General features: G+C 63.4%; 16 protein-coding genes and 3 pseudogenes. 16 read left to right on the forward strand and 3 right to left on the reverse strand.

Features of this window, described 5'->3' with window-relative positions; genetic code table 11:
- Window positions 1-58 precede the first annotated feature (58 nt).
- From pdhA to C501_RS0110070, 3 genes are read left to right on the forward strand one after another with little or no spacing between them, the layout of a single operon-like run.
- The gene (pdhA, locus tag C501_RS0110060) at window positions 59-1,207 is read left to right on the forward strand and encodes a pyruvate dehydrogenase (acetyl-transferring) E1 component subunit alpha (RefSeq protein WP_018135496.1); all 1,149 of its coding nucleotides are present in this window, start codon (window positions 59-61) and stop codon (window positions 1,205-1,207) included.
- Window positions 1,204-2,241 (forward strand): alpha-ketoacid dehydrogenase subunit beta, encoded by a 1,038-nt coding sequence (locus C501_RS0110065; protein WP_018135497.1) that lies wholly within the window; start codon window positions 1,204-1,206, stop codon window positions 2,239-2,241. The genes pdhA and C501_RS0110065 overlap by 4 nt, the downstream gene beginning before the upstream one ends.
- 8 nt (window positions 2,242-2,249) lie before the next feature.
- Complete coding sequence (locus tag C501_RS0110070) at window positions 2,250-3,572, forward strand: dihydrolipoamide acetyltransferase family protein (RefSeq protein ID WP_026174815.1); 1,323 nt, start codon at window positions 2,250-2,252, stop codon at window positions 3,570-3,572.
- 34 nt (window positions 3,573-3,606) lie between these two features.
- Here the strand turns inward: C501_RS0110070 and C501_RS0110075 are convergent, their stop codons facing one another.
- Window positions 3,607-4,236 (reverse strand): TetR/AcrR family transcriptional regulator, encoded by a 630-nt coding sequence (locus tag C501_RS0110075; protein ID WP_018135499.1) that lies wholly within the window; start codon window positions 4,234-4,236, stop codon window positions 3,607-3,609.
- A gap of 147 nt (window positions 4,237-4,383) precedes the next feature.
- Here C501_RS0110075 and C501_RS13190 point away from each other — a divergent pair.
- The 7 genes and pseudogenes from C501_RS13190 (at window position 4,384) to C501_RS13205 (ending at window position 12,268) form a co-directional block, all read left to right on the forward strand.
- Window positions 4,384-6,008: pseudogene (locus tag C501_RS13190) on the forward strand (carboxyl transferase domain-containing protein).
- Between the two features lie 29 nt (window positions 6,009-6,037).
- Window positions 6,038-8,236, forward strand: coding sequence for an ATP-binding protein (locus C501_RS0110085; RefSeq protein ID WP_043568883.1), 2,199 nt, complete (start codon window positions 6,038-6,040; stop codon window positions 8,234-8,236).
- A pseudogene (locus C501_RS13195) lies at window positions 8,233-9,395 on the forward strand (acyl-CoA dehydrogenase family protein). The gene C501_RS0110085 and the pseudogene C501_RS13195 overlap by 4 nt, the downstream one beginning before the upstream one ends.
- 43 nt (window positions 9,396-9,438) lie before the next feature.
- Window positions 9,439-10,239: a CoA transferase subunit A gene (locus tag C501_RS13200; RefSeq protein WP_018135503.1), complete on the forward strand. Its 801-nt coding sequence runs from the start codon at window positions 9,439-9,441 to the stop codon at window positions 10,237-10,239.
- Between the two features lies 1 nt (window position 10,240).
- On the forward strand, window positions 10,241-10,921 hold the full coding sequence (locus C501_RS0110100; RefSeq protein WP_043568862.1) for a CoA transferase subunit B: 681 nt from the start codon (window positions 10,241-10,243) through the stop codon (window positions 10,919-10,921).
- Entirely contained in the window at window positions 10,918-11,427 is a 510-nt protein-coding gene (locus tag C501_RS0110105) for a MaoC family dehydratase (protein ID WP_018135505.1), read from the forward strand. Before C501_RS0110100 ends, C501_RS0110105 begins: the two co-directional genes overlap by 4 nt.
- Window positions 11,424-12,268, forward strand: a pseudogene (locus C501_RS13205) (HpcH/HpaI aldolase/citrate lyase family protein). Before C501_RS0110105 ends, C501_RS13205 begins: the two are co-directional and overlap by 4 nt.
- Window positions 12,269-12,452: 184 nt before the next feature.
- On the opposite strand, the gene C501_RS14035 reads toward C501_RS13205, so the two are convergent.
- Complete coding sequence (locus C501_RS14035) at window positions 12,453-12,749, reverse strand: transcriptional regulator (protein ID WP_083906610.1); 297 nt, start codon at window positions 12,747-12,749, stop codon at window positions 12,453-12,455.
- The gene (locus C501_RS0110115; protein WP_018135506.1) at window positions 12,746-13,120 is read right to left on the reverse strand and encodes a hypothetical protein; all 375 of its coding nucleotides are present in this window, start codon (window positions 13,118-13,120) and stop codon (window positions 12,746-12,748) included. Before C501_RS0110115 ends, C501_RS14035 begins: the two co-directional genes overlap by 4 nt.
- Window positions 13,121-13,223: 103 nt before the next feature.
- Here C501_RS0110115 and dxr point away from each other — a divergent pair, with 103 nt between their 5' ends.
- The 6 genes from dxr (at window position 13,224) to C501_RS0110150 (ending at window position 18,414) form a co-directional block, all read left to right on the forward strand.
- The gene (gene dxr / locus C501_RS0110120; RefSeq protein WP_018135507.1) at window positions 13,224-14,456 is read left to right on the forward strand and encodes a 1-deoxy-D-xylulose-5-phosphate reductoisomerase; all 1,233 of its coding nucleotides are present in this window, start codon (window positions 13,224-13,226) and stop codon (window positions 14,454-14,456) included.
- Complete coding sequence (locus C501_RS0110125; protein WP_026174816.1) at window positions 14,453-15,856, forward strand: M50 family metallopeptidase; 1,404 nt, start codon at window positions 14,453-14,455, stop codon at window positions 15,854-15,856. The genes dxr and C501_RS0110125 overlap by 4 nt, the downstream gene beginning before the upstream one ends.
- A gap of 38 nt (window positions 15,857-15,894) precedes the next feature.
- Window positions 15,895-16,383, forward strand: coding sequence for a hypothetical protein (locus C501_RS13660; RefSeq protein ID WP_018135509.1), 489 nt, complete (start codon window positions 15,895-15,897; stop codon window positions 16,381-16,383).
- A gap of 669 nt (window positions 16,384-17,052) precedes the next feature.
- Complete coding sequence (locus C501_RS13215) at window positions 17,053-17,691, forward strand: MarR family transcriptional regulator (protein WP_018135511.1); 639 nt, start codon at window positions 17,053-17,055, stop codon at window positions 17,689-17,691.
- A 101-nt stretch (window positions 17,692-17,792) separates the two neighbouring features.
- On the forward strand, window positions 17,793-18,080 hold the full coding sequence (locus C501_RS0110145; RefSeq protein ID WP_319640283.1) for a hypothetical protein: 288 nt from the start codon (window positions 17,793-17,795) through the stop codon (window positions 18,078-18,080).
- 37 nt (window positions 18,081-18,117) lie between these two features.
- Window positions 18,118-18,414: a YciI family protein gene (locus C501_RS0110150; protein WP_018135513.1), complete on the forward strand. Its 297-nt coding sequence runs from the start codon at window positions 18,118-18,120 to the stop codon at window positions 18,412-18,414.
- Window positions 18,415-18,459 lie beyond the last annotated feature (45 nt).

An 18,459-nucleotide genomic window follows, 5' to 3' on the forward strand; every position in this document is an offset into this window, starting at 1 on the left:
AGCTGCTAGCTCGCCGAGACTGGGCCGGCTCCACCGTGCCGCCCTGGGAAGAGGGATCATGAGCGTCACTGCTCCCGGCCCCGTGCAATCAACGCTTGCTGGTTCCACGGAGGCTACGAGTCATCCGGATGAGCAGATCATCCGGCTTCTTACACCGCAGGGGGAGCGGGTCGCATCACCGGAGTTGGAGCCGTGGCTCGGTGGGATCTCAGCCGAGGAGCTTCTGGGCTTCTACCGCGATATGCAGATCATCCGTCGCATCGATATCGAAGCGACAGCTCTGCAGCGGCAAGGAGAGCTCGGCCTCTGGCCGCCGCTGCTCGGGCAAGAAGCGGCGCAGGTGGGCAGCATGCGGGCTCTGCGCGATGACGACTTCATCTTCTCCTCGTACCGGGAGAACGGGGTGGCTCATCTGCGCGGCGTAGCTTTCGATGATCTCCTGAGCGTCTGGCGGGGCAATGCCCACGGCGGCTGGGATCCGTACCAGGTCAATATGGCGACCACTCAGGTCATCATCGGCGCGCAGGCCCTGCATGCCACGGGCTATGCCATGGGCATCCGGAACGACGGTGCGGACTCGGTGGCTATCAGCTACTTCGGGGATGGGGCCACGAGTCAGGGGGATGTCAACAAAGCGATGGTCTTCGCGGCGTCCTTCGGGGCGCCGGTGATCTTCTTCTGCCAGAACAATCACTGGGCCATCTCCGAACCCGTGGGGCTGCAGGCGAGCCGGCCCCTTTCAGAGCGTTCGCCGGGCTTCGGCATCCCCTCGCTGCGCGTGGACGGCAATGACGTGCTCGCGGTGCTCGCTGCTACTCGGCTCGCGGCGGATCGGGCCCGCAAGGGCGCCGGCCCGACGTTCATCGAAGCCGTCACTTACCGGACGGGTCCGCATACCACCGCAGACGATCCGATGCGTTACCGGGATGCCCGGGAACTTGAAGCATGGGCTGAACAGGATCCGATTCTGCGCTTGGAGCGGTATCTGACATCCGCCGGGTTGCTCGATGACACCGTGGAGGCCGATCATCAGCGTGCAGCTGATGACGTGACTCAGGGGCTGCGCCAGGCCTGCCTGGGGATGGTCGAACCGGCGCCGGAAACGCTTTTCGAGCATGTCTACAGTACGCCGCACAGCGCGCTCGCCCGTCAACAGGAGCAATACCGGAGCTACCTCGCGGGCTTCGGGTCGGAGGGGGAGCGATGACCCAGATGACCTTCGGTAAGGCGATCAACGCCGGCCTGCGCAGAGCGCTCGAACAGGATCCCAAGGTTCTGCTGATGGGCGAGGACATCGGCAAGCTCGGCGGTGTCTTCCGGATCACCGACGGACTGCAGCAGGACTTCGGCCCACACCGGGTGATCGACACCCCGCTCGCCGAATCAGGCATCATCGGCACCGCCGTAGGGTTGGCGGTCCGCGGCTACCGGCCGGTCTGCGAGATCCAGTTCGATGGATTCATCTACCCGGCTTTCAATCAGATCGTCTCCCAGGTGGCCAAACTGCATTACCGCACGCGGGGTGCGGTCCGGATGCCGTTGACCATCAGGGTTCCCTTCGGCGGTGGAATCGGCTCCCCGGAGCATCATTCAGAATCTCCCGAGGCGTACTTCACGCACACCTCCGGTCTGCGAGTGATCAGCGTGTCCAATCCGCAGGATGCCTACCTCATGATTCAGCAGGCCATCGCCTGCGATGACCCGGTGCTCTATTTCGAACCCAAGCGCCGGTATCACAGCAAGGGTGATGTCGATGAAGGCCTGGACCCTTTTGACACGAGGGGAAGCGGGACTCAGGAGGTACTGCCGATGGCTCGGGCGCAGGTCATCGCACCCGGCGGGGATGTGACTCTGGTGGCTTACGGCCCGATGGTCGGCCTCGCCCGGGATGCGGCGCTCGCAGCAGCCGACGAGGGGATCTCCGTGGAAGTCATCGATCTGCGCAGTCTCGCGCCGATCGACTTCGGCCCTATCGAGGCTTCAGTGCGCAAAACCGGCCGGTTGGTGGTAGCGCATGAGGCCGGGCAATCTGGCGGCCTCGGCGCGGAGCTGTCCGCCTCGATCACGGAGCGCTGCTTCCATTATCTGGAGGCCGCCCCCGTTCGGGTTACGGGCTTCGATAACCCTTATCCGCCGGCCAAGCTGGAAAAACATCATGTGCCGGATCTGGATCGGATTCTCGATGGTGTGGACCGGGCGATGGGCCGGAGCAGTTCTTTCGACTCAGTGCTGGGAGCGTGATTGAGCCGATGATCAGGATTTTCATGCTGCCGGATCTCGGCGAGGGGCTGACCGAATCCGAGATCCTCTCCTGGAAAGTCGCCGAAGGCGATCATGTGGTGCTCAACCAGGTGATCGCCGAGGTGGAAACCGCTAAGGCCGTGGTCGAACTGCCTTCGCCTTACTCCGGGGTGGTGTCGAAGCTGCACGAACTGCCGGGCACTGTGGCCGAGGTGGGCAAGCCCATTGTGAGCTTCGATGTCGCCGATGGTGTTGCTGGGGAGCAGGCTGCGGAACCGGTGGCTTCGGCGGCACCGGGTGCCGAAGCCGCTCCGCGGCGCGTACCCACTCTGGTCGGCTATGGTGCCGAGCCGGACCAGGAGGGCAGGCCCGCGCGCAGACGAAAGGCCGGTGCTGCCGGGCCCGCGGCAGCTGAAGCGCCTACCTCTGAGGCGGCGCCGCGTCAGCCGGCGGAGCGGCCCCGATCCACTCCGCCGGTGCGCAAACTGGCCCGGGATGCGGGCGTGGATCTGGCGATGGTGCACGGAACCGGCCCGGGCGGGTTGATCACCCGGGACGATGTGCAGCAGGTCGCCCGGATCGCCGACTCTGCCCCGGCTTCTCCTCAGCCGGTGCGCGCCGGGAGGGACGCGCGCGAGGAACGCGTCCCGATCAAAGGCGTCCGCAAGCATACGGCTACGGCTATGGTGACGAGCGCTTTCACAGCCCCTCATGTCACGGAGTTCCTGACTGTCGATATCACTGCCACGATGGAGCTGCTCGCCGGCTTGCGACGGCGAAGGGAGTTCGCGGATCTGAAGCTGACGCCCTTGACGATTCTCGCCAAGGCACTGTGCCTGGCGCTGCGGCGGAATCCTTCGCTCAATTCCCGGTGGGATGAGCAGGCCCAGGAGATCGTGACGATGTCCTATATCCACCTCGGGATCGCCGCGGCCACCCCGAGGGGGCTGCTGGTACCCAACATCAAGGAAGCCCAGTCGATGTCCTTGGCGGAGCTGGCGCAGGCGCTCAGCGAGCTGGCGCAGACCGCTCGTGCGGGGAAGACCGCGCCGGAGCAGCTGAGCGGCGGGACGATCTCGATCACCAATATCGGGGTTTTCGGCATCGATGCGGGCACCCCGATTCTCAATCCGGGTGAGGCGGCTATCGTGGCTATGGGTGCGGTCCGCAAGCAGCCTTGGGAGTATCAGGGCCAGGTGGCGCTTCGGGATGTGGTGACCTTGAGCCTCTCCTTCGATCACCGCTTGGTCGATGGCGAGCAGGGCTCGCGATTCCTCGGCGACATCGGTGCCATCCTGGCGGATCCGGCGTATACGCTCGCCGTGGTCTGAGGTCCGGGCTCTGAGGTTCAGACCGGTACGAGCATTAGGCCAGCACTGCGGCTGCTGTCATCCGCTCCAGAACAGACCGGGCCGATGCCGCAGTCGTATGATCTGATCCGCGAACGGCGCCGCGCGAACCGAGTGAGTGTGAGGTCGAATTGATGAGGCCGAAAGCGGCGTGGACGCGGAGCCTGAGTTCAGCAGGTTCCGAGCCCGGCTGCAGCTCGCCCAGGGCTGTGACCCAGAGCCGCATATAGTCGCGTTGCAGCGCCCGGACTGTCTCGCGGTGTTCCGGGTGCAGATGAGCGAGATCGCGGTCCTGGACCCGGATGATATCCGGATGGCCTAGTGCGAAATTCACGTGGAACCCGATCAGGCTCGTCAGGCCGGAGGCGGCGTCCGGAGCGGCGCTGAGGACTTCGCGGCCGTCCGTGAGCAGCGCTTCGCTGACTTCGGTCAGCAATGCTGCGAGCACCGCGTGTTTGCCTTCGAAGTGCCGGTAGACGGCGGGGCCACTGACTCCTGCTGCGGCACCGAGCTCTTCGATGGACACTCCGTTGAAGCCGCGTTGCGCGAAGAGTTCTGCGGCAGCGTCCAGCAGAGCCTGGCGGCGGTTGGCTTTGGCCACGCTGCGGGCCGTCGGCGCTATTTCACCACGGTCGGCATCAGTCATGGATTCTGCTCCTCGTGACGACCTAGACATCTCAGTTAATAAAGACTAACCTGAATTCCAGTTAACGAAGACTAACCCGAGTGCCTGCGTCGAAGACCCGTCGCAGCGCCGGAACGGCGGGGCGCAGCGGGCCGGAAGGCGAGGCTAATGGAGACTCTGACTACTTCGGTGGTGCCCGGGAGCGATAGCTATGAGGCCGCCGCCGCAGGCCATCGCGAGCTGGTCGCCGAATTGCGGCAGAAACTGGCCACGGCAGCTCTGGGCGGCTCGGAGCGATCCCGGGAACGGCATGTGTCCCGCGGTAAATTATTGCCCCGGGATCGGGTGGAGAAGCTGCTCGATACGGGCAGCCCCTTCCTGGAGATTTCTCCGCTCGCCGCCGACGGCATGGACGGCGGAGCATCCCCTGGAGCCGGTGTCATTGCGGGTATAGGCCTGGTCTGCGGCCGGCAGGTGCTCGTAGTCTGCAACGATGCGACGGTCAAGGGGGAACCTATTCTCCGCTGACCGTCAAGAAGCACCTCCGAGGGCAGGAGGTCGCCTTGGAGAATCACCTGCCGTGCATCTACCTGGTGGATTCTGGCGGAGCCTTCCTGCCCAAGCAAGATGAGGTCTTCCCAGATAAAGACCATTTCGGCCGGATTTTCTACAATCAGGCGCGGCTCTCCGCGGCGAGAATCCCGCAGATTGCTGCGGTGATGGGCTCGTGCACCGCTGGGGGTGCCTACGTTCCGGCGATGAGCGATGAGACCGTCATCGTCCGCAATCAGGGCACGATCTTCCTGGGTGGCCCGCCCCTGGTGAAAGCCGCTATCGGCGAGGTGGTGAGCGCCGAGGAGCTGGGCGGTGGGGAAGTGCACGCCGGGACTTCCGGGGTCGCCGACCATCTGGCGGAGAACGACGAGCATGCGCTGCAGATCATCCGGGATATCGTCAGCACACTGCCCCGCCCGCCCTACACGACGAGCGGAGATCCGGCCTGGGAGATCCTGCCCAGCAGGTCCCCTGCCGTGGACCCGGCCGAACTCTACGGTGCGGTACCGGTCGATGTGCAGGAGCGCTACGACTGCCGAGAGATCATCGCCCGGATCGTCGACGGCAGCGAATTCTCAGAGTTCAAAAAAGAGTACGGGCAGACTCTGGTCACCGGATTCGCCCGGATCCACGGTCATCCGGTGGGGATCGTCGCCAATAACGGCGTGCTCTTCAGTGAATCAGCGCTCAAAGGGGCGCATTTCATCGAGCTCTGCGATCAGCGCGGCATCCCCCTGGTCTTCCTGCAGAACATCAACGGCTTCATGGTCGGCAAGGACTATGAAGCCGGTGGCATTGCGAAGAACGGCGCCAAAATGGTGACCGCAGTAGCCAGCTGCCGGGTGCCCAAGCTCACGGTGGTGGTGGGCGGCTCCTTCGGCGCGGGTAACTATTCGATGTGCGGGCGGGCCTACAGCCCGCGGTTCCTGTGGATGTGGCCCAATGCTCGGATCTCCGTGATGGGCGGCGCGCAGGCGGCTTCAGTGCTGGCCACGGTGCGCCGGGAACAGCTCGAATCCAGCGGTGAGAGCTGGTCCGAAGAAGCCGAGGAGGCCTTCCGGGAGCCGATCCGGCAGCAGTACGAGGAGCAGGGCAGCCCTTACTACTCCACGGCTCGGCTCTGGGATGACGGGATCATCGACCCCGCGGATACCCGTAAGGTCCTCGGCTTAGCGCTGCAGATATGTGCACAGACCCCGTTGCCGGAGCAGACGTCTTTCGGCCTATTCCGGATGTGAGGGAAATGAAGGAAGCGAAGGGAGCGAGCATGGCTGCAACTACCCCCGGTGCGCTTTTCGACACCGTTCTCGTCGCCAACCGCGGTGAGATCGCGTGCCGCGTGATCCGCACCCTGCGCCGCTTGGGAATCCGTTCTGTCGCGGTGTACTCCGAGGCGGATGCCGACGCCCGGCACGTTCGGGAAGCCGATCTCGCCGTATACCTCGGCCCGGCACCGGCGGCGCAGAGCTATCTGGACATATCGGCGGTCATTGAGGCCTGCCGGATCTCCGGGGCGCAGGCCGTGCACCCGGGCTACGGCTTCCTGAGCGAGAACCCGGCCTTCGGCCAGGCTCTCGAAGAAGCCGGGATCATCTTCATCGGCCCCGGGGCGCTGGCGCTGGAAGTCATGGGCGACAAGATCAGGGCCAAGAATCACGTCGCCGCTCATGGTGTGCCGGTGACTCCCGGTATTGCTGAACTCGGCACGGACGGCAAGGGGCTCGACGACGCTGCGCTCATCGCCGCAGCGGAAGACATCGGATTCCCGCTGCTCATCAAACCGTCAGCCGGCGGCGGCGGTAAGGGGATGCAGGCGGTGCACTCCGCGGCCGAGCTGCCGGAAACCCTGCTGACAGCCCGCAGAGTGGCGCGTTCCGCTTTCGGCGACGACACCTTGTTTCTGGAGCGGCTGATCGCCGACCCCCGGCATATCGAAGTGCAGATCCTCGCGGATCAGCACGGAAACGTCGTGCATCTGGGCGAGCGGGAATGCTCTTTGCAGCGCCGGCATCAGAAAGTCATCGAAGAAGCGCCGTCGGCGCTGCTCAACGCGCAGACCAAGGAGAACCAGCGGATCCGGGCCGAACTCGGCCAGGCCGCCTGCGATGCCGCGCGGAGTGTCGGCTACCGCGGCGCGGGAACCATCGAGTTCCTGGTTTCAGACGCGGCTCCCGGGGAGTTCTTCTTCATGGAGATGAACACCCGGCTCCAGGTGGAGCACCCGGTGACCGAGATGGTGACCGGGGTGGACCTGGTGGAATGGCAGATCCGGATCGCCGCCGGAGAACCCCTGACCATGAGCCAGGAAGACATCCGCCTAGACGGCCATGCCGTCGAAGCCAGGGTCTACGCGGAAGATCCGCAACGCGGCTTCATCCCGCAGACCGGCACCGTCCGCGGTCTCAGAGAGCCCTTGGCCGGCCGTCACCCCCAGACCGCAGGCCGAGTCCGGGTGGATTCAGCGCTCATTCCCGGTTTGGAAGTCAGCGGCCATTACGACCCCATGCTCGCCAAAGTCATCGCCTGGGGAACGGATCGCCAGCACGCACTGGATACGCTCGAGGCGGCGCTCGCCGAGACGGTGGTCCTCGGTGTCGGCACCAATATCGAATATCTGCGCCTGCTCTTGGTGGACCCGGAAGTTCAGGAGGGGCGCTTGGATACCTCGCTGATCGAGCGCAAGCTCCCGGATCTCCGATTCGCTGCTCCGGCTGCCCAGGATCTGCGCGCTGCCACCTGGTACCTCACCAGACTCGAGGAGCAGCGACGCACTGCTGTGCTAGCCGGTCAGCGAGCTGACGCCGAATCCCCCTGGGCCCGGGTGGACGGCTGGCGCCTCGGGCAGCCGAGCGCTGTCGCGTTCTCACTGGGCACCGGCGCTGAAGCGCTCTGCGCCTATGCCCAGGAAGGTTCTGCGGCGACGGAAGAGTTCCGTTGGGAAGGCGAATACCTGGTCGCCGAAGGCCAAGGACGCGGGCACCGTACTCGGCAGAGCTGGCTCATCGCCGATGACCTCGAGGCCGCTGCCAGCGCCCTAGGAGAGTCGGCAGCAGAGAGCGACAGCCGGCCGCAACCGACGCTCTGGCTGGCCCCCGCGGTAGCGGGACGCCACGCAGGCGTGGTGTTCACCGTGCATCAGCTCAGCCGGGCGGAAGCCGTCGCCGAACAGGTGGCACGATCCCGGGCTGACCGAAAGGGTGTCACCGCCGATCCAGCCGTGCGCTCGCCGATGCCCGGCACCGTGGTCTCGGTCTCCGTAGCCGATGGCGAACCGGTCCAGGCTGGCCAGAATCTACTAGCCGTTGAAGCCATGAAGATGGAGCACCAGCTGCAGGCCGCCGTGGACGGCGTGGCAAAATTCGCTGTCCGCACCGGTGATCTGGTCAAAGCCGGCCAGATTGTCGCCACTATCGAACCGGCTGACACTATCGAAGAACAGGCCACAGAAGAGCAGGAGAGACCATGACCGATTACGGGTTGACCGAGGAATACCAGGACCTGAGCGACACGGTCCGGGAATTCGCTGACGAAGTGGTCGCTCCGGCCTCTGCGCAACACGACGAGGAGCACAGCTTCCCCTACGAGATCGTTGCGCAGATGGGGGAGCTCGGGCTTTTCGGCTTGCCTTTCCCGGAAGAGTACGGGGGGATGGGCGGCGACTATTTCGCGCTGGCCCTTGCTCTGGAACAGCTGGGCCGGGTGGATCAGTCCGTGGCGATCACGCTGGAAGCCGGGGTCTCCCTCGGGGCGATGCCGGTCTTCCGTTTCGGCACGGAAGCCCAGAAGCAGGAATGGTTGCCGATGTTGGTCTCGGGGCAGGCACTCGCCGGTTTCGGGTTGACCGAACCTGAGGCCGGATCCGATGCCGGGGGAACGAAGACCAAGGCCGCGCTGGTCGACGGACACTGGGTGATCGACGGCCGCAAGGAGTTCATCACGAACTCCGGCACCGAGCTCAGCAAGCTCGTCACGGTCACCGCAGTCACGGGGGAGCAGACCACCCAGGATGGCCGTACCCGGAAAGAGATCTCCACCATCCTGGTTCCACGGATACGCCCGGGTTCACCGCCGAGAAGGCCTATAACAAGGTGGGGTGGAACGCTTCGGACACCCATCCGCTCTCACTCCAGGGCGTGCGCGTGCCCGAGGAGAATCTGTTGGGAGAGCGAGGTCGCGGCTACGCCAACTTCCTCTCGATCCTCGATGAAGGCCGGATCGCCATCGCGGCGCTCTCCACGGGTGCTGCCCAGGGCTGCGTTGATGCTTCGGTGCGCTATGCCAAAGAACGCCAGGCCTTCGGCAGCGCCATCGGAACCTATCAGGCGATTCAGTTCAAGATCGCCAGGATGGCTGCCAGGGCGCATACCGCCCGGCTGGCCTATTACGATGCTGCGGCGCGGATGCTGGCCGGTAAGCCCTTCAAGACTCAGGCAGCGATGGCCAAGCTCATCGCGGGCGAGGCCGCTATGGACAACGCGCGGGACGCCACCCAGGTCTTTGGAGGCTATGGCTTCATCAACGAGTTCGTCGTCGCCCGGCACTATCGGGATTCCAAGATTCTGGAGATCGGTGAAGGCACCACTGAGGTGCAGCTCATGCTGATCGCGCGGGAACTGGGTCTCTAGTAGTCTCGAGCCGTAATAAGGATTGTGAAGGTGAGGATCAACGGTGATCGATAAGACAGTGGCCACCGCGGCTGAAGCCGTCGCCGATATCCCCGATGGCGCGTCCATGGCGGTAGGAGGGTTCGGGCTATGCGGTATTCCGGTGGCTCTGATCGCCGCCCTGCATCGGCAGGGAACCACGGAGCTGGAGACCATCAGCAATAACTGCGGGGTCGATGACTGGGGCCTGGGGATCCTGCTGAGAGATGACCGGATCCGGAAGACCGTCTCCTCCTATGTCGGCGAGAACAAAGAATTCGCCCAGCAGTACTTGGCCGGTGAACTCGAAGTCGTGCTGACGCCCCAAGGCACTCTGGCGGAGAAACTGCGCGCCGGGGGTGCTGGCATTCCGGCCTTCTACACGCCCGCGGGGGTGGGTACACAGATCTCCGAGGGCGGCTTGCCGCAGAAGTACGGCCCTGATGGCGATGTAATCATTGCCTCCGAGGCCAAGGAAGTGCGTGCTTTCGGCGGGGCGGACTATGTTCTGGAAGAGTCGCTGACCCCGGATTTCGCTCTCGTCCACGCGGCGAAGGGGGACCGGCAGGGCAATCTGGTCTTCCACGCCACCGCGATGAACTTCAATCCGCTCTGCGCTATGGCGGGTAAGGTCACCATCGCCGAGGTCGAAGAACTCGTCGAGCCAGGCGAGCTGGATCCAGGAGAAATTCATCTACCGGGGATTTTCGTGCAGCGGGTGGTGCATGTCCCGGCAGGCAGCCCGGATGCCGAGAAACGCATCGAGAAGCGCACGGTCACAGCAATTTCTAGCAGCGAAGCCAGCGGCCGGGAAGGAAGTGCCTGAGATGGGGCTGACACGCGAAGAGCTCGCCGCCAGGGTGGCCCAGGAGCTCCAGAACGGGCAGTACGTCAATCTCGGCATCGGCATGCCGACGCTCATCCCGAATTACATTCCCGCCGACGTCCAGGTGATCCTGCACTCGGAGAACGGGATCCTGGGCACCGGCCCCTACCCGGCGGAGGATGAGGTCGATCCGGATCTGATCAATGCGGGGAAGGAGACTGTCACCGTGAACCCCGGGGCGGCTTTCTTCGATTCCGCGGCGTCCTTCGGCATGGTTCGCGGCGGCCATGTCGATGTCGCTATCCTGGGCGCGATGGAGGTCGCCGCGAACGGAGACCTGGCGAACTGGATGATCCCCGGGAAGATGGTCAAAGGCATGGGCGGGGCGATGGACCTCGTCTTCGGTGCCAAGCAGCTCATCGTCATGATGGAGCATGTGGACCGGCAGGGCCGGCCCAAGATCGTGCAGGAGTGCAGCCTGCCGTTGACCGGCCGGGGCTGTGTGGATCTGATCGTTACGGATCTGGCGGTGATCGAGGTGCTTCCGGACGCTGGAGGGTTGGTGCTCCGGGAAACGGCCCCCGGGGTCAGTACGGAGGAGGTGCTTGCGGCCACAGCGGCGCCTTTGCGGCTGGGCAGCGAGCTCGGGAACAGTATCGGGGACAGTGAGGAGACATCGTGAATGAGCCGGCTGAGGTCATCGAGCAGCGAGGCCTCTACCTCGATGAACTGCGCACCGACGCCGTCTATCAGCACCGCCCCGGCCGGACCATCACCGAAGCAGATAACGTGCTATTCACCACGCTGACCATGAATACTCAGGCGCTGCACCTGGATGCCGCCTGGAGCGCCGGGCAGACCTTCGGTCAGCGGCTGGTCAATTCGATGCTGACCTTGTCGACGATGGTGGGTCAGTCGGTGGCCCAGTTGACGCAGAGAACCATCATCGGCCAGCTGGGTCTGGATCAGGTCCGCTTCCCGCACCCGCTCTTCCACGGCGATACCCTCTATACCGAAACCGTGGTTGTGCAGAAGCGCTATTCCGAATCCCGCCCTGGGCAGGGCGTTGCGACGATGAAACTCACCGGGCGGAATCAGAACGGCGAGATCGTGGGCGAGGCAGTGCGCAGCTGCCTGATGTGGAACAACGCGCAGGCTGTAGCAGAGGCAGGAAGAGAAAGAGTATGAGCGTCGAGACGTTTACAATGGGCCCGGCGCTCCTTTTTTGCCCGGCGGATCGCCCGGAACGCTTCATCAAAGCCGCCGAACGTGCTGTTGCCGTGATCCTGGACCTGGAAGACGCTGTTGCCCCGGAGAGTAAAGATCAGGCCCGGCGGGAACTCGTGCAGAGCGCTTTGGATCCGGAGCGGATCATCGTGCGGATCAACCCGGCTGGTAGTGACGACGCGGTCCTTGATCTGGAGGCCCTCGCGGAGACGGAGTACCGCACTGTGATGCTGGCCAAGGCCGAATCCGGCGCGCAGATCCGTGAACTGATAGCCGATGCCTCCGAGGCCCTTGACGGCTTGCGGGTCATCGCGCTCTGCGAGACCGCCCTGGGCGTGGTGAACGCCGTCGAGATCGCAAAGGAGCCTGAGGTCATCGCCCTGATGTGGGGCGCGGAGGACCTCATTGCCTCCTTGGGCGGGAGTTCATCACGCGATCACCAGGGGCAGTATCGGTCAGTAGCCAGCCAGGCCCGTGCACAGGTGCTCTTAGCGGCGGGAGCCTATGGAAAGTCCGCTATCGACGCGGTCTATCTGGATATCCCGGATACCGAAGGGCTCGGCCGGGAAGTGGCCGACGCCGTGGCCTCCGGCTTTACCGCCACAGCCTGCATTCATCCCAGCCAGGTTGCGGTGATCCGGGCGGGCTATGCTCCGGACGACGCCGAAGTCGCCGAGGCCAGAGCCTTGCTCCAGGCTGCGGCAGAGGCTGATTCAGGAGTCTTCCAGTACCAGGCAAGATGGTCGACGGCCCGGTGCTCCGGCATGCTGAGCGGGTTCTGCAGCGGGTCGGAACTAGATAAGCATTTGAATTTCAAGACGGTGAACATGCTGTAACTGCCACCGAATCGGCCTAGATGCAGGATAGTGACTGGACTCTTGAGCCCTAGCTTTTCTCTGCACATGGAAAACCTGCCGAACGCGTTCAGGTGATTCAAGCTATGATATCAGTATCTTTCGGCATACCTCTGAAGGGTGTGCTCAGGATTACAAGCCGGATATTTGGTGCATGATCTTCATATGTTTTCGCAGTGCAAGATCTCCGGCTTTAGTAGCAGCGAGCCAAACTCGTCCCGGGGCGAGCGCACGCCTCCTTGAACTCTTCGCAAACCCGGCGCGCTCCAGTACCGTAACTGCTTGCGAAAGCGTCGAATCACTGACGCCCAGTACGTCGCGCGCGCTTCCAAACTCTATTTCGTCAACTGAGCACAGCAAGGAGAGCAGCGAGAACCGAACAGGTGAATGGATGCGCTGATCGAGCTCAAGGCGTGGGTGCGGATTCATCTCAGCCTATGGAAGTAAAGAGCCGCTAGAAAGATCAGCGGCGAGACAGTGAGCAGCGCGGCAAAAACCGATACCAGCGCTGACGCTATGAAAGAAGAGGCAAGCGCTCCAACCAGCGTCCGCAAGACGATGACGGTGAAAACGGCCACGGAGAGATAAGTTCCTGCGCGTCGAGGGGTAACTGAGGCTCGAAGAGCCCAGATCGTCAACGCCAGGAGCAGAATAAACGGTGCTCCAACCGCAATGGGCCAGCCTACGAGTTGTAGGTCTAAATGAACGTACCCACTGGCCATGACGATTGCCGCGACCAGTGTCATCCAAGTAAACCAGCGTTGGCGTTGCTTGAGCGTCTCTTGGTCGATGGTAGTCATATTCCAACTTTAGCATTCATAAAGTAGGTATTGTAGGGTACTCCAAGCGCAGTATGAGTAGGTGCCATCTCGCAATGATGCTTCGCTGAGCCATACTGGAGGTATGTCTTTACCATCCGATGCTGACGTGCGCCGTGTTGTCATCCTGGGCTCCACCGGTTCAGTGGGCAGCCAGGCGCTTGAAGTCATCGAAGGTGCCGCTGCGCGCGGGGAGGCCCTGCGGCTCGAAGTCGTCGGGCTCAGCGCCGGTGGCACACAGCTCGAGACTCTGGCCAAGCAGGCGGTGGCCACTCAGGTCCCGGTACTCGGTATTGCCGAGGGCGACCCCGCCGAGTTGCAACGGCTGATCCATGACCTCGATCCGCAGTACTCGCCGGAAATCCTGAGCGGCCCCGAAGCCGCTGAGAAGGTCGCCGCGCTCAGCGCAGATGTGGTGCTCAATGCCATCACCGGCTCCATCGGGCTGGGCCCGACGCTTGCGGCCTTGCACGCAGGCAGCACGGTGGCCCTGGCCAATAAAGAGTCTTTGATCGTCGGCGGCCAGCTGGTCAAGGACGCCGCCGCTGAAGGGCAGCTCGTCCCGGTCGACTCAGAGCACTCGGCGATCGCGCAATGCCTGCGAGCCGGCCGGGCGCAGGACGTCGACCGTCTGGTTCTGACGGCTTCGGGCGGGCCGTTCCGCGGACTATCCCGAGCCGAACTGGCCGCGAAGACACCCGCTGAGGCCCTGGCGCACCCCACCTGGGATATGGGGCTCATGGTGACGACTAACTCGGCGACCATGGTCAACAAGGCTCTTGAGGTGATCGAAGCGCACCTGCTCTTCGACGTCCCGCTGGATCGTATCGACGTCGTGGTGCACCCCCAATCGGTGGTGCACTCCATGGTCCAGTTCGCGGACGGATCGACGATCGCCCAGGCTTCCCCGCCGGATATGCGCCTGCCCATCGCGCTCGGCCTGGGGTGGCCGGAACGCATTCCCGGGGCCGCGGCTCCCTGCGACTGGACTCGGGCGGCGCAGTGGACTTTCGAACCCCTCGACGACGAAGCTTTCCCGGCGATCAAGATCGCCAAAGACGCAGCCGGCCGAGGCGGGACGTGCCCTGCGGTGTTCAACGCGGCCAATGAAGAAGCGGTCTACGCGTTCCACGCCGGGACGATCGGCTTCCTGGATATCGTCGACACCGTGCAGCAAGTACTCAGTGAGCACATAGCCCGGCTTGATATCCCTGAGGAGAGCAGCTTGACCTTGCCGGCGGTGCTGGCAGCCGAGGTCTGGGCCCGGGGACGCACCCGGGACCGCTTGGCAGCTTTGGAGACGGAGAAGAACTCATGATGACTGTCCTGCTTTTCAGCCTGGGCATATTGTTCATGGTGATCGGCGTAGCAGCGTCGATCGCCCTGCATGAGATCGGCCACCTGGTTCCCGCGAAGCTCTTCAAAGTACGCGTCACGAAATACATGATCGGCTTCGGCCCCACACTGTGGTCCCGGAAGCGCGGCGAGACCGAATACGGCGTGAAAGCTCTGCCAATGGGCGGATACGTCTCAATGATCGGCATGTATCCGCCCAATAAAAAGGACGGCAGTCTGCGGCCCTCCAGCACCGGTATGTTCCAGAATCTTGCGGAGAACTCCAAGGAGAGCCGGGCCGCCCATCGCGCGAGCACCCGCGGCCCGGGGCGGTTCGAGCGCCTTGCCACCGAAGCCCGGAATGTCGCCCATGAGGAAGTGGGCCCCGAGGACGGGAACCGGGTCTTCTACAAGCTCCCGGTGTGGAAGAAAATCATCATCATGCTCGGCGGCCCGGCGATGAACATCGTCATCGGTATCGTCTTGCTGGGCGTCGTCCTCGTCGGCTTCGGAGCTCCGCAGGCGAGCACGACCCTCTCCGTGGTCAATGCGTGCCAGGTGCCCTACGGGCAGAGCGCGCAGGAGGATCCGGCTAATTGCACGCCCACCCCGGCCGCGGCGGCAGGGCTCCAGCCGGGGGATACGATCACTTCTTTCAACGGCCAGGAGGTCACCAGCTGGGATCAGCTCTCCGGTTGGATCAGAGAGTCTGCGGGCAGCAACGTCCCGCTCACCGTTGAGCGTTCGGGACAGAGTCTGGAGCTGAACATCACTCCTGTGCTCACCGCGATTCCGGTGCTCAATGAGCTGGGTAGGCCGGAGATCGACTCCAGCGGTGCCACGGTGACCAGGGAAGCAGGCTTCGCCGGCATCTCGCCCACGATGCCCGTCGTCTCGCAGCCGGTGACCGAAGTCCTGCCCGCTGCGGGCCAGCAGATGTCCGTGATGGCCGGGGTGATCCTGAACCTCCCGCAGCGGATGGTGGCGGTGGCTCAAGCCGCCTTCTCAGATTCCCCGCGCGACCCCAATGGGCCCATATCTGTGGTCGGTGTGGGCAGGGTCGCCGGTGAAGTCACCGCGATGGAGCAGGCACCCTGGCAGGCCAGATTAGCCACCTTGATCTCGTTGCTGGCTGGTCTGAACTTCGCGCTCGCGGTATTCAACCTCGTACCGCTGCTGCCGCTTGACGGCGGCCATGTCGCCGGGGCGCTCTATGAGGGTGCCCGCCGCCGGCTCGCTAAGCTTTTCAAGCGCCCGGACCCGGGGCCCTTCGATATCGCCAAGTTGTTACCGGTCACTTATGTGGTCGCCGGGCTGCTCCTGGTCATGGGTGCGCTGCTGATCTACGCCGATATCGTCAAACCGGTGAACCTCTTCGGATAACGACCAACCTGCTGTCATCAACTGAATATGATTGACTCATGTTCGTTATGGTCACGCTGGCAGGCTCGGTGGTTCCGGACTCTGCCCAGGATGCGGTGTCTTTGCTTCTCGAGGAGCTGCGCCAGCGGACCGGGCCGGTGGCTTTGGGGATCGCAGCCCTGGACGCCCGGGAAGCTGCTGAACGGATTGCCGAACGGACTCTGGTCCGGGCCGGTAAAGCCGGCCAACGAATACCACTTGCGGTGGCCGGAGTGCTGCCCACTCAGCAGGCCGCTGCGGCTGAAGCGGTGTTGCACCTGCTGGGCCATATCGTCATGGGCCGCAGTGAGTCCGAATGGCGAGTTCTGGACCGTCTCACTCCAGGGGTGAGGGGAGAGCAGCGCCGCGTGGCCGACGAGCTGGGTATCACGATTCAGGCGGTAAGTGCTGCGGTGCGCCGCTCGCAGTGGCAGGAAGAGCACGCCGGGCGCGCCGCTGCCGCACTGCTGCTGCAGACTGCGGAGGCCACTATCGCTGAGTGGAGCTGACTGGGAAGCGCTAGCGGAATCGGTGTTACCAAGAGATGCTTAGCCATGGAATTGTTGACTGAGATCGACCGAGAGCCATTCCAAGAGTTTGGTTATCCGCTGCTGGTCTTGAAGGGACAGGAAAGCTTCAAGTTCTACGCTATTAACTGGCTGCGATCTTCCAGAAGGCTCTCGAACCTTGATGCAGCGCGCTCTGAGGCAGAGTTTTTCTTGTGGATCGTGTGGAGGTGAAATACTTCGCCAGGGGGAAGGTTTTGGCGGAGGCCGAAACTACTGTCACTACGACTCTGATCCCCGATTCCTTCGGGGGAAGAAGTCAATTCTGAGTTGGTTGTGCAGATAAGATCTCAAGCTGCTCTGCTGCTCAATCGGGGGAGGGCAGCCGGTGCACCATTGGGGCGATCTGAACTTGAAGCGCTAGATGGGGAAGTTGCGAATCTTCCTCTGGTTTCCGGTGTTGTGCGGGTAGATTCGACTCCTGTGCCATGTCAAGTAATGCACATAGGTGAAGACATTGTGGCTGGCTTGAGTTTTGAGGGTCGCAGCGTAGTGCTTCGCGGGCCGCGTGAACTGCTTGACGAGGAGTATTTGAGCCGTCCTGAACTACCGTAAATAATAATCAACCCAAAAACCTTGCAGAATATGTTTGCAACCTCATAGGCTTGCAAGATGTTCGCGGTGACGATTGACCAGAAGCGCAGCCGCTCCGGTTCGGATCTCGTGCCGGAGCTACTGGACGCTTTCGCCGACCTTTCAGTTGTCCTGGATTTCGAGCGGACTGCGGGGGATGAGCTACAGGGGCTGCTTGAGGATCCCGTTGCGGTAGTGGCGGCTGTTCTCGCCGCTATGCGCCAAGGCGGTTGGTCCATCGGCGTCGGCATCGGGGAGGTCCGCCTACCGCTTCCGGCGAGCACCAGAGCAGCGGCAGGCCCGGCTTTCATCGCGGCCAGAGCGGCGCTCAACAACGCAAAGCGAAGCGGCAGTAATGCGACGGTCTCCATCGTTGCGGCAGAGCAGAACAGGCAGCCCTGGGCGGACCAAGCCGAAGGGGTGCTGGGGCTCCTCGGCCAGTTGGTCCTGCAGCGCACCGAAGCTGAATGGCGAGTTGTCGATGCCTTCGCGGAGAGCCCCCAAGCCACGATGTCGGAGGTTGCTGCCACACTGGGTATCAGCCATCAGGCAGTGAGCCAGACACTCAGCCGGACCAGCTGGCGGCAGCAGCAGGCTGCGGAGCCCGCAGCGGCCACACTGCTGACCCTGGTGGAGCAAGGCACCCTGACCGTTGCGGATGAACCCACGCAGAACTGAAGGAGGCGAGGGCCATCACCATACTGATCATCGTCCTCACCCTTGCGGTAGCCGCGGGGCTCGGCTGGCCGATCACCGTGGGTGTGCTCCGCCTGGCCCGGATGACGGAAGAGTCAGGATCCGAACAGGCCGCGCAACCCGCCGGGGTGCTCCGGGGCGGCTTGCTCATCGGCACACTGGAGCGTCTCGGCGTGGCGCTGTGCCTGCTCTTCGATCAGTCCTTCGCGATCGCCTTCATCGTCGCGATCAAGGGCTTGGGCCGGTACCCGGAACTCAAATCGGCGCAGGCTCCCGCTGTGAGTGAGCGTTTCATCATAGGAACCCTTGCTTCAATGCTCTGGGCTGCGGCCGTCGGTATCACCGGACGCTGGTTGCTGACTCTGCTCTGAGCCGCGTCTCGCGCTCACCAGGAGTAGGCTGGAACTTGTGAGCTTCTACGCTGTCGAATGCAGCTACTCCCCGAGCACTGCCGAACCCCGTGCCAACCAGCGCCCAGAACACCTCGCGTGGCTACAAGAGCATGAAAAAGCGGGCAACCTGCTGGCCTCCGGTCGTTACGCCACGGACTCGGGTGCCCTGCTGATTTGGAAAGCTCAGGACGAGTCGGCGCTGCGTGGGCTCCTGGATCAAGATCCCTATGCGCACAGTCAGTTGATTCATGCCCTCCGAATCGAGGAATGGCTGCCCACCCTCGGGCCCTTTGACAGCTCAGGTTCCGCCTGAAGAGGAAGCGCCGCTTAGCAGCGATCTCGCTTGGGCTCAATCACC

This window comes from Acaricomes phytoseiuli DSM 14247, from assembly GCF_000376245.1.
GTDB classification, from domain to species: domain Bacteria; phylum Actinomycetota; class Actinomycetes; order Actinomycetales; family Micrococcaceae; genus Renibacterium; species Renibacterium phytoseiuli.

Coding starts and splice junctions, on each gene's coding strand:
- pdhA (WP_018135496.1), top strand. CDS start 59: ATGAGCGTCACTGCTCCCGGCCCCGTGCAATCAACGCTTGCTGGTTCC.
- C501_RS0110065 (WP_018135497.1), top strand. CDS start 1,204: ATGACCCAGATGACCTTCGGTAAGGCGATCAACGCCGGCCTGCGCAGA.
- C501_RS0110070 (WP_026174815.1), top strand. CDS start 2,250: ATGATCAGGATTTTCATGCTGCCGGATCTCGGCGAGGGGCTGACCGAA.
- C501_RS0110075 (WP_018135499.1), bottom strand. CDS start 4,236: ATGACTGATGCCGACCGTGGTGAAATAGCGCCGACGGCCCGCAGCGTG.
- C501_RS0110085 (WP_043568883.1), top strand. CDS start 6,038: ATGGCTGCAACTACCCCCGGTGCGCTTTTCGACACCGTTCTCGTCGCC.
- C501_RS0110100 (WP_043568862.1), top strand. CDS start 10,241: ATGGGGCTGACACGCGAAGAGCTCGCCGCCAGGGTGGCCCAGGAGCTC.
- C501_RS14035 (WP_083906610.1), bottom strand. CDS start 12,749: ATGAATCCGCACCCACGCCTTGAGCTCGATCAGCGCATCCATTCACCT.
- C501_RS0110115 (WP_018135506.1), bottom strand. CDS start 13,120: ATGACTACCATCGACCAAGAGACGCTCAAGCAACGCCAACGCTGGTTT.
- dxr (WP_018135507.1), top strand. CDS start 13,224: ATGTCTTTACCATCCGATGCTGACGTGCGCCGTGTTGTCATCCTGGGC.
- C501_RS0110125 (WP_026174816.1), top strand. CDS start 14,453: ATGATGACTGTCCTGCTTTTCAGCCTGGGCATATTGTTCATGGTGATC.
- C501_RS13660 (WP_018135509.1), top strand. CDS start 15,895: ATGTTCGTTATGGTCACGCTGGCAGGCTCGGTGGTTCCGGACTCTGCC.
- C501_RS13215 (WP_018135511.1), top strand. CDS start 17,053: ATGTTCGCGGTGACGATTGACCAGAAGCGCAGCCGCTCCGGTTCGGAT.
- C501_RS0110145 (WP_319640283.1), top strand. CDS start 17,793: ATGACGGAAGAGTCAGGATCCGAACAGGCCGCGCAACCCGCCGGGGTG.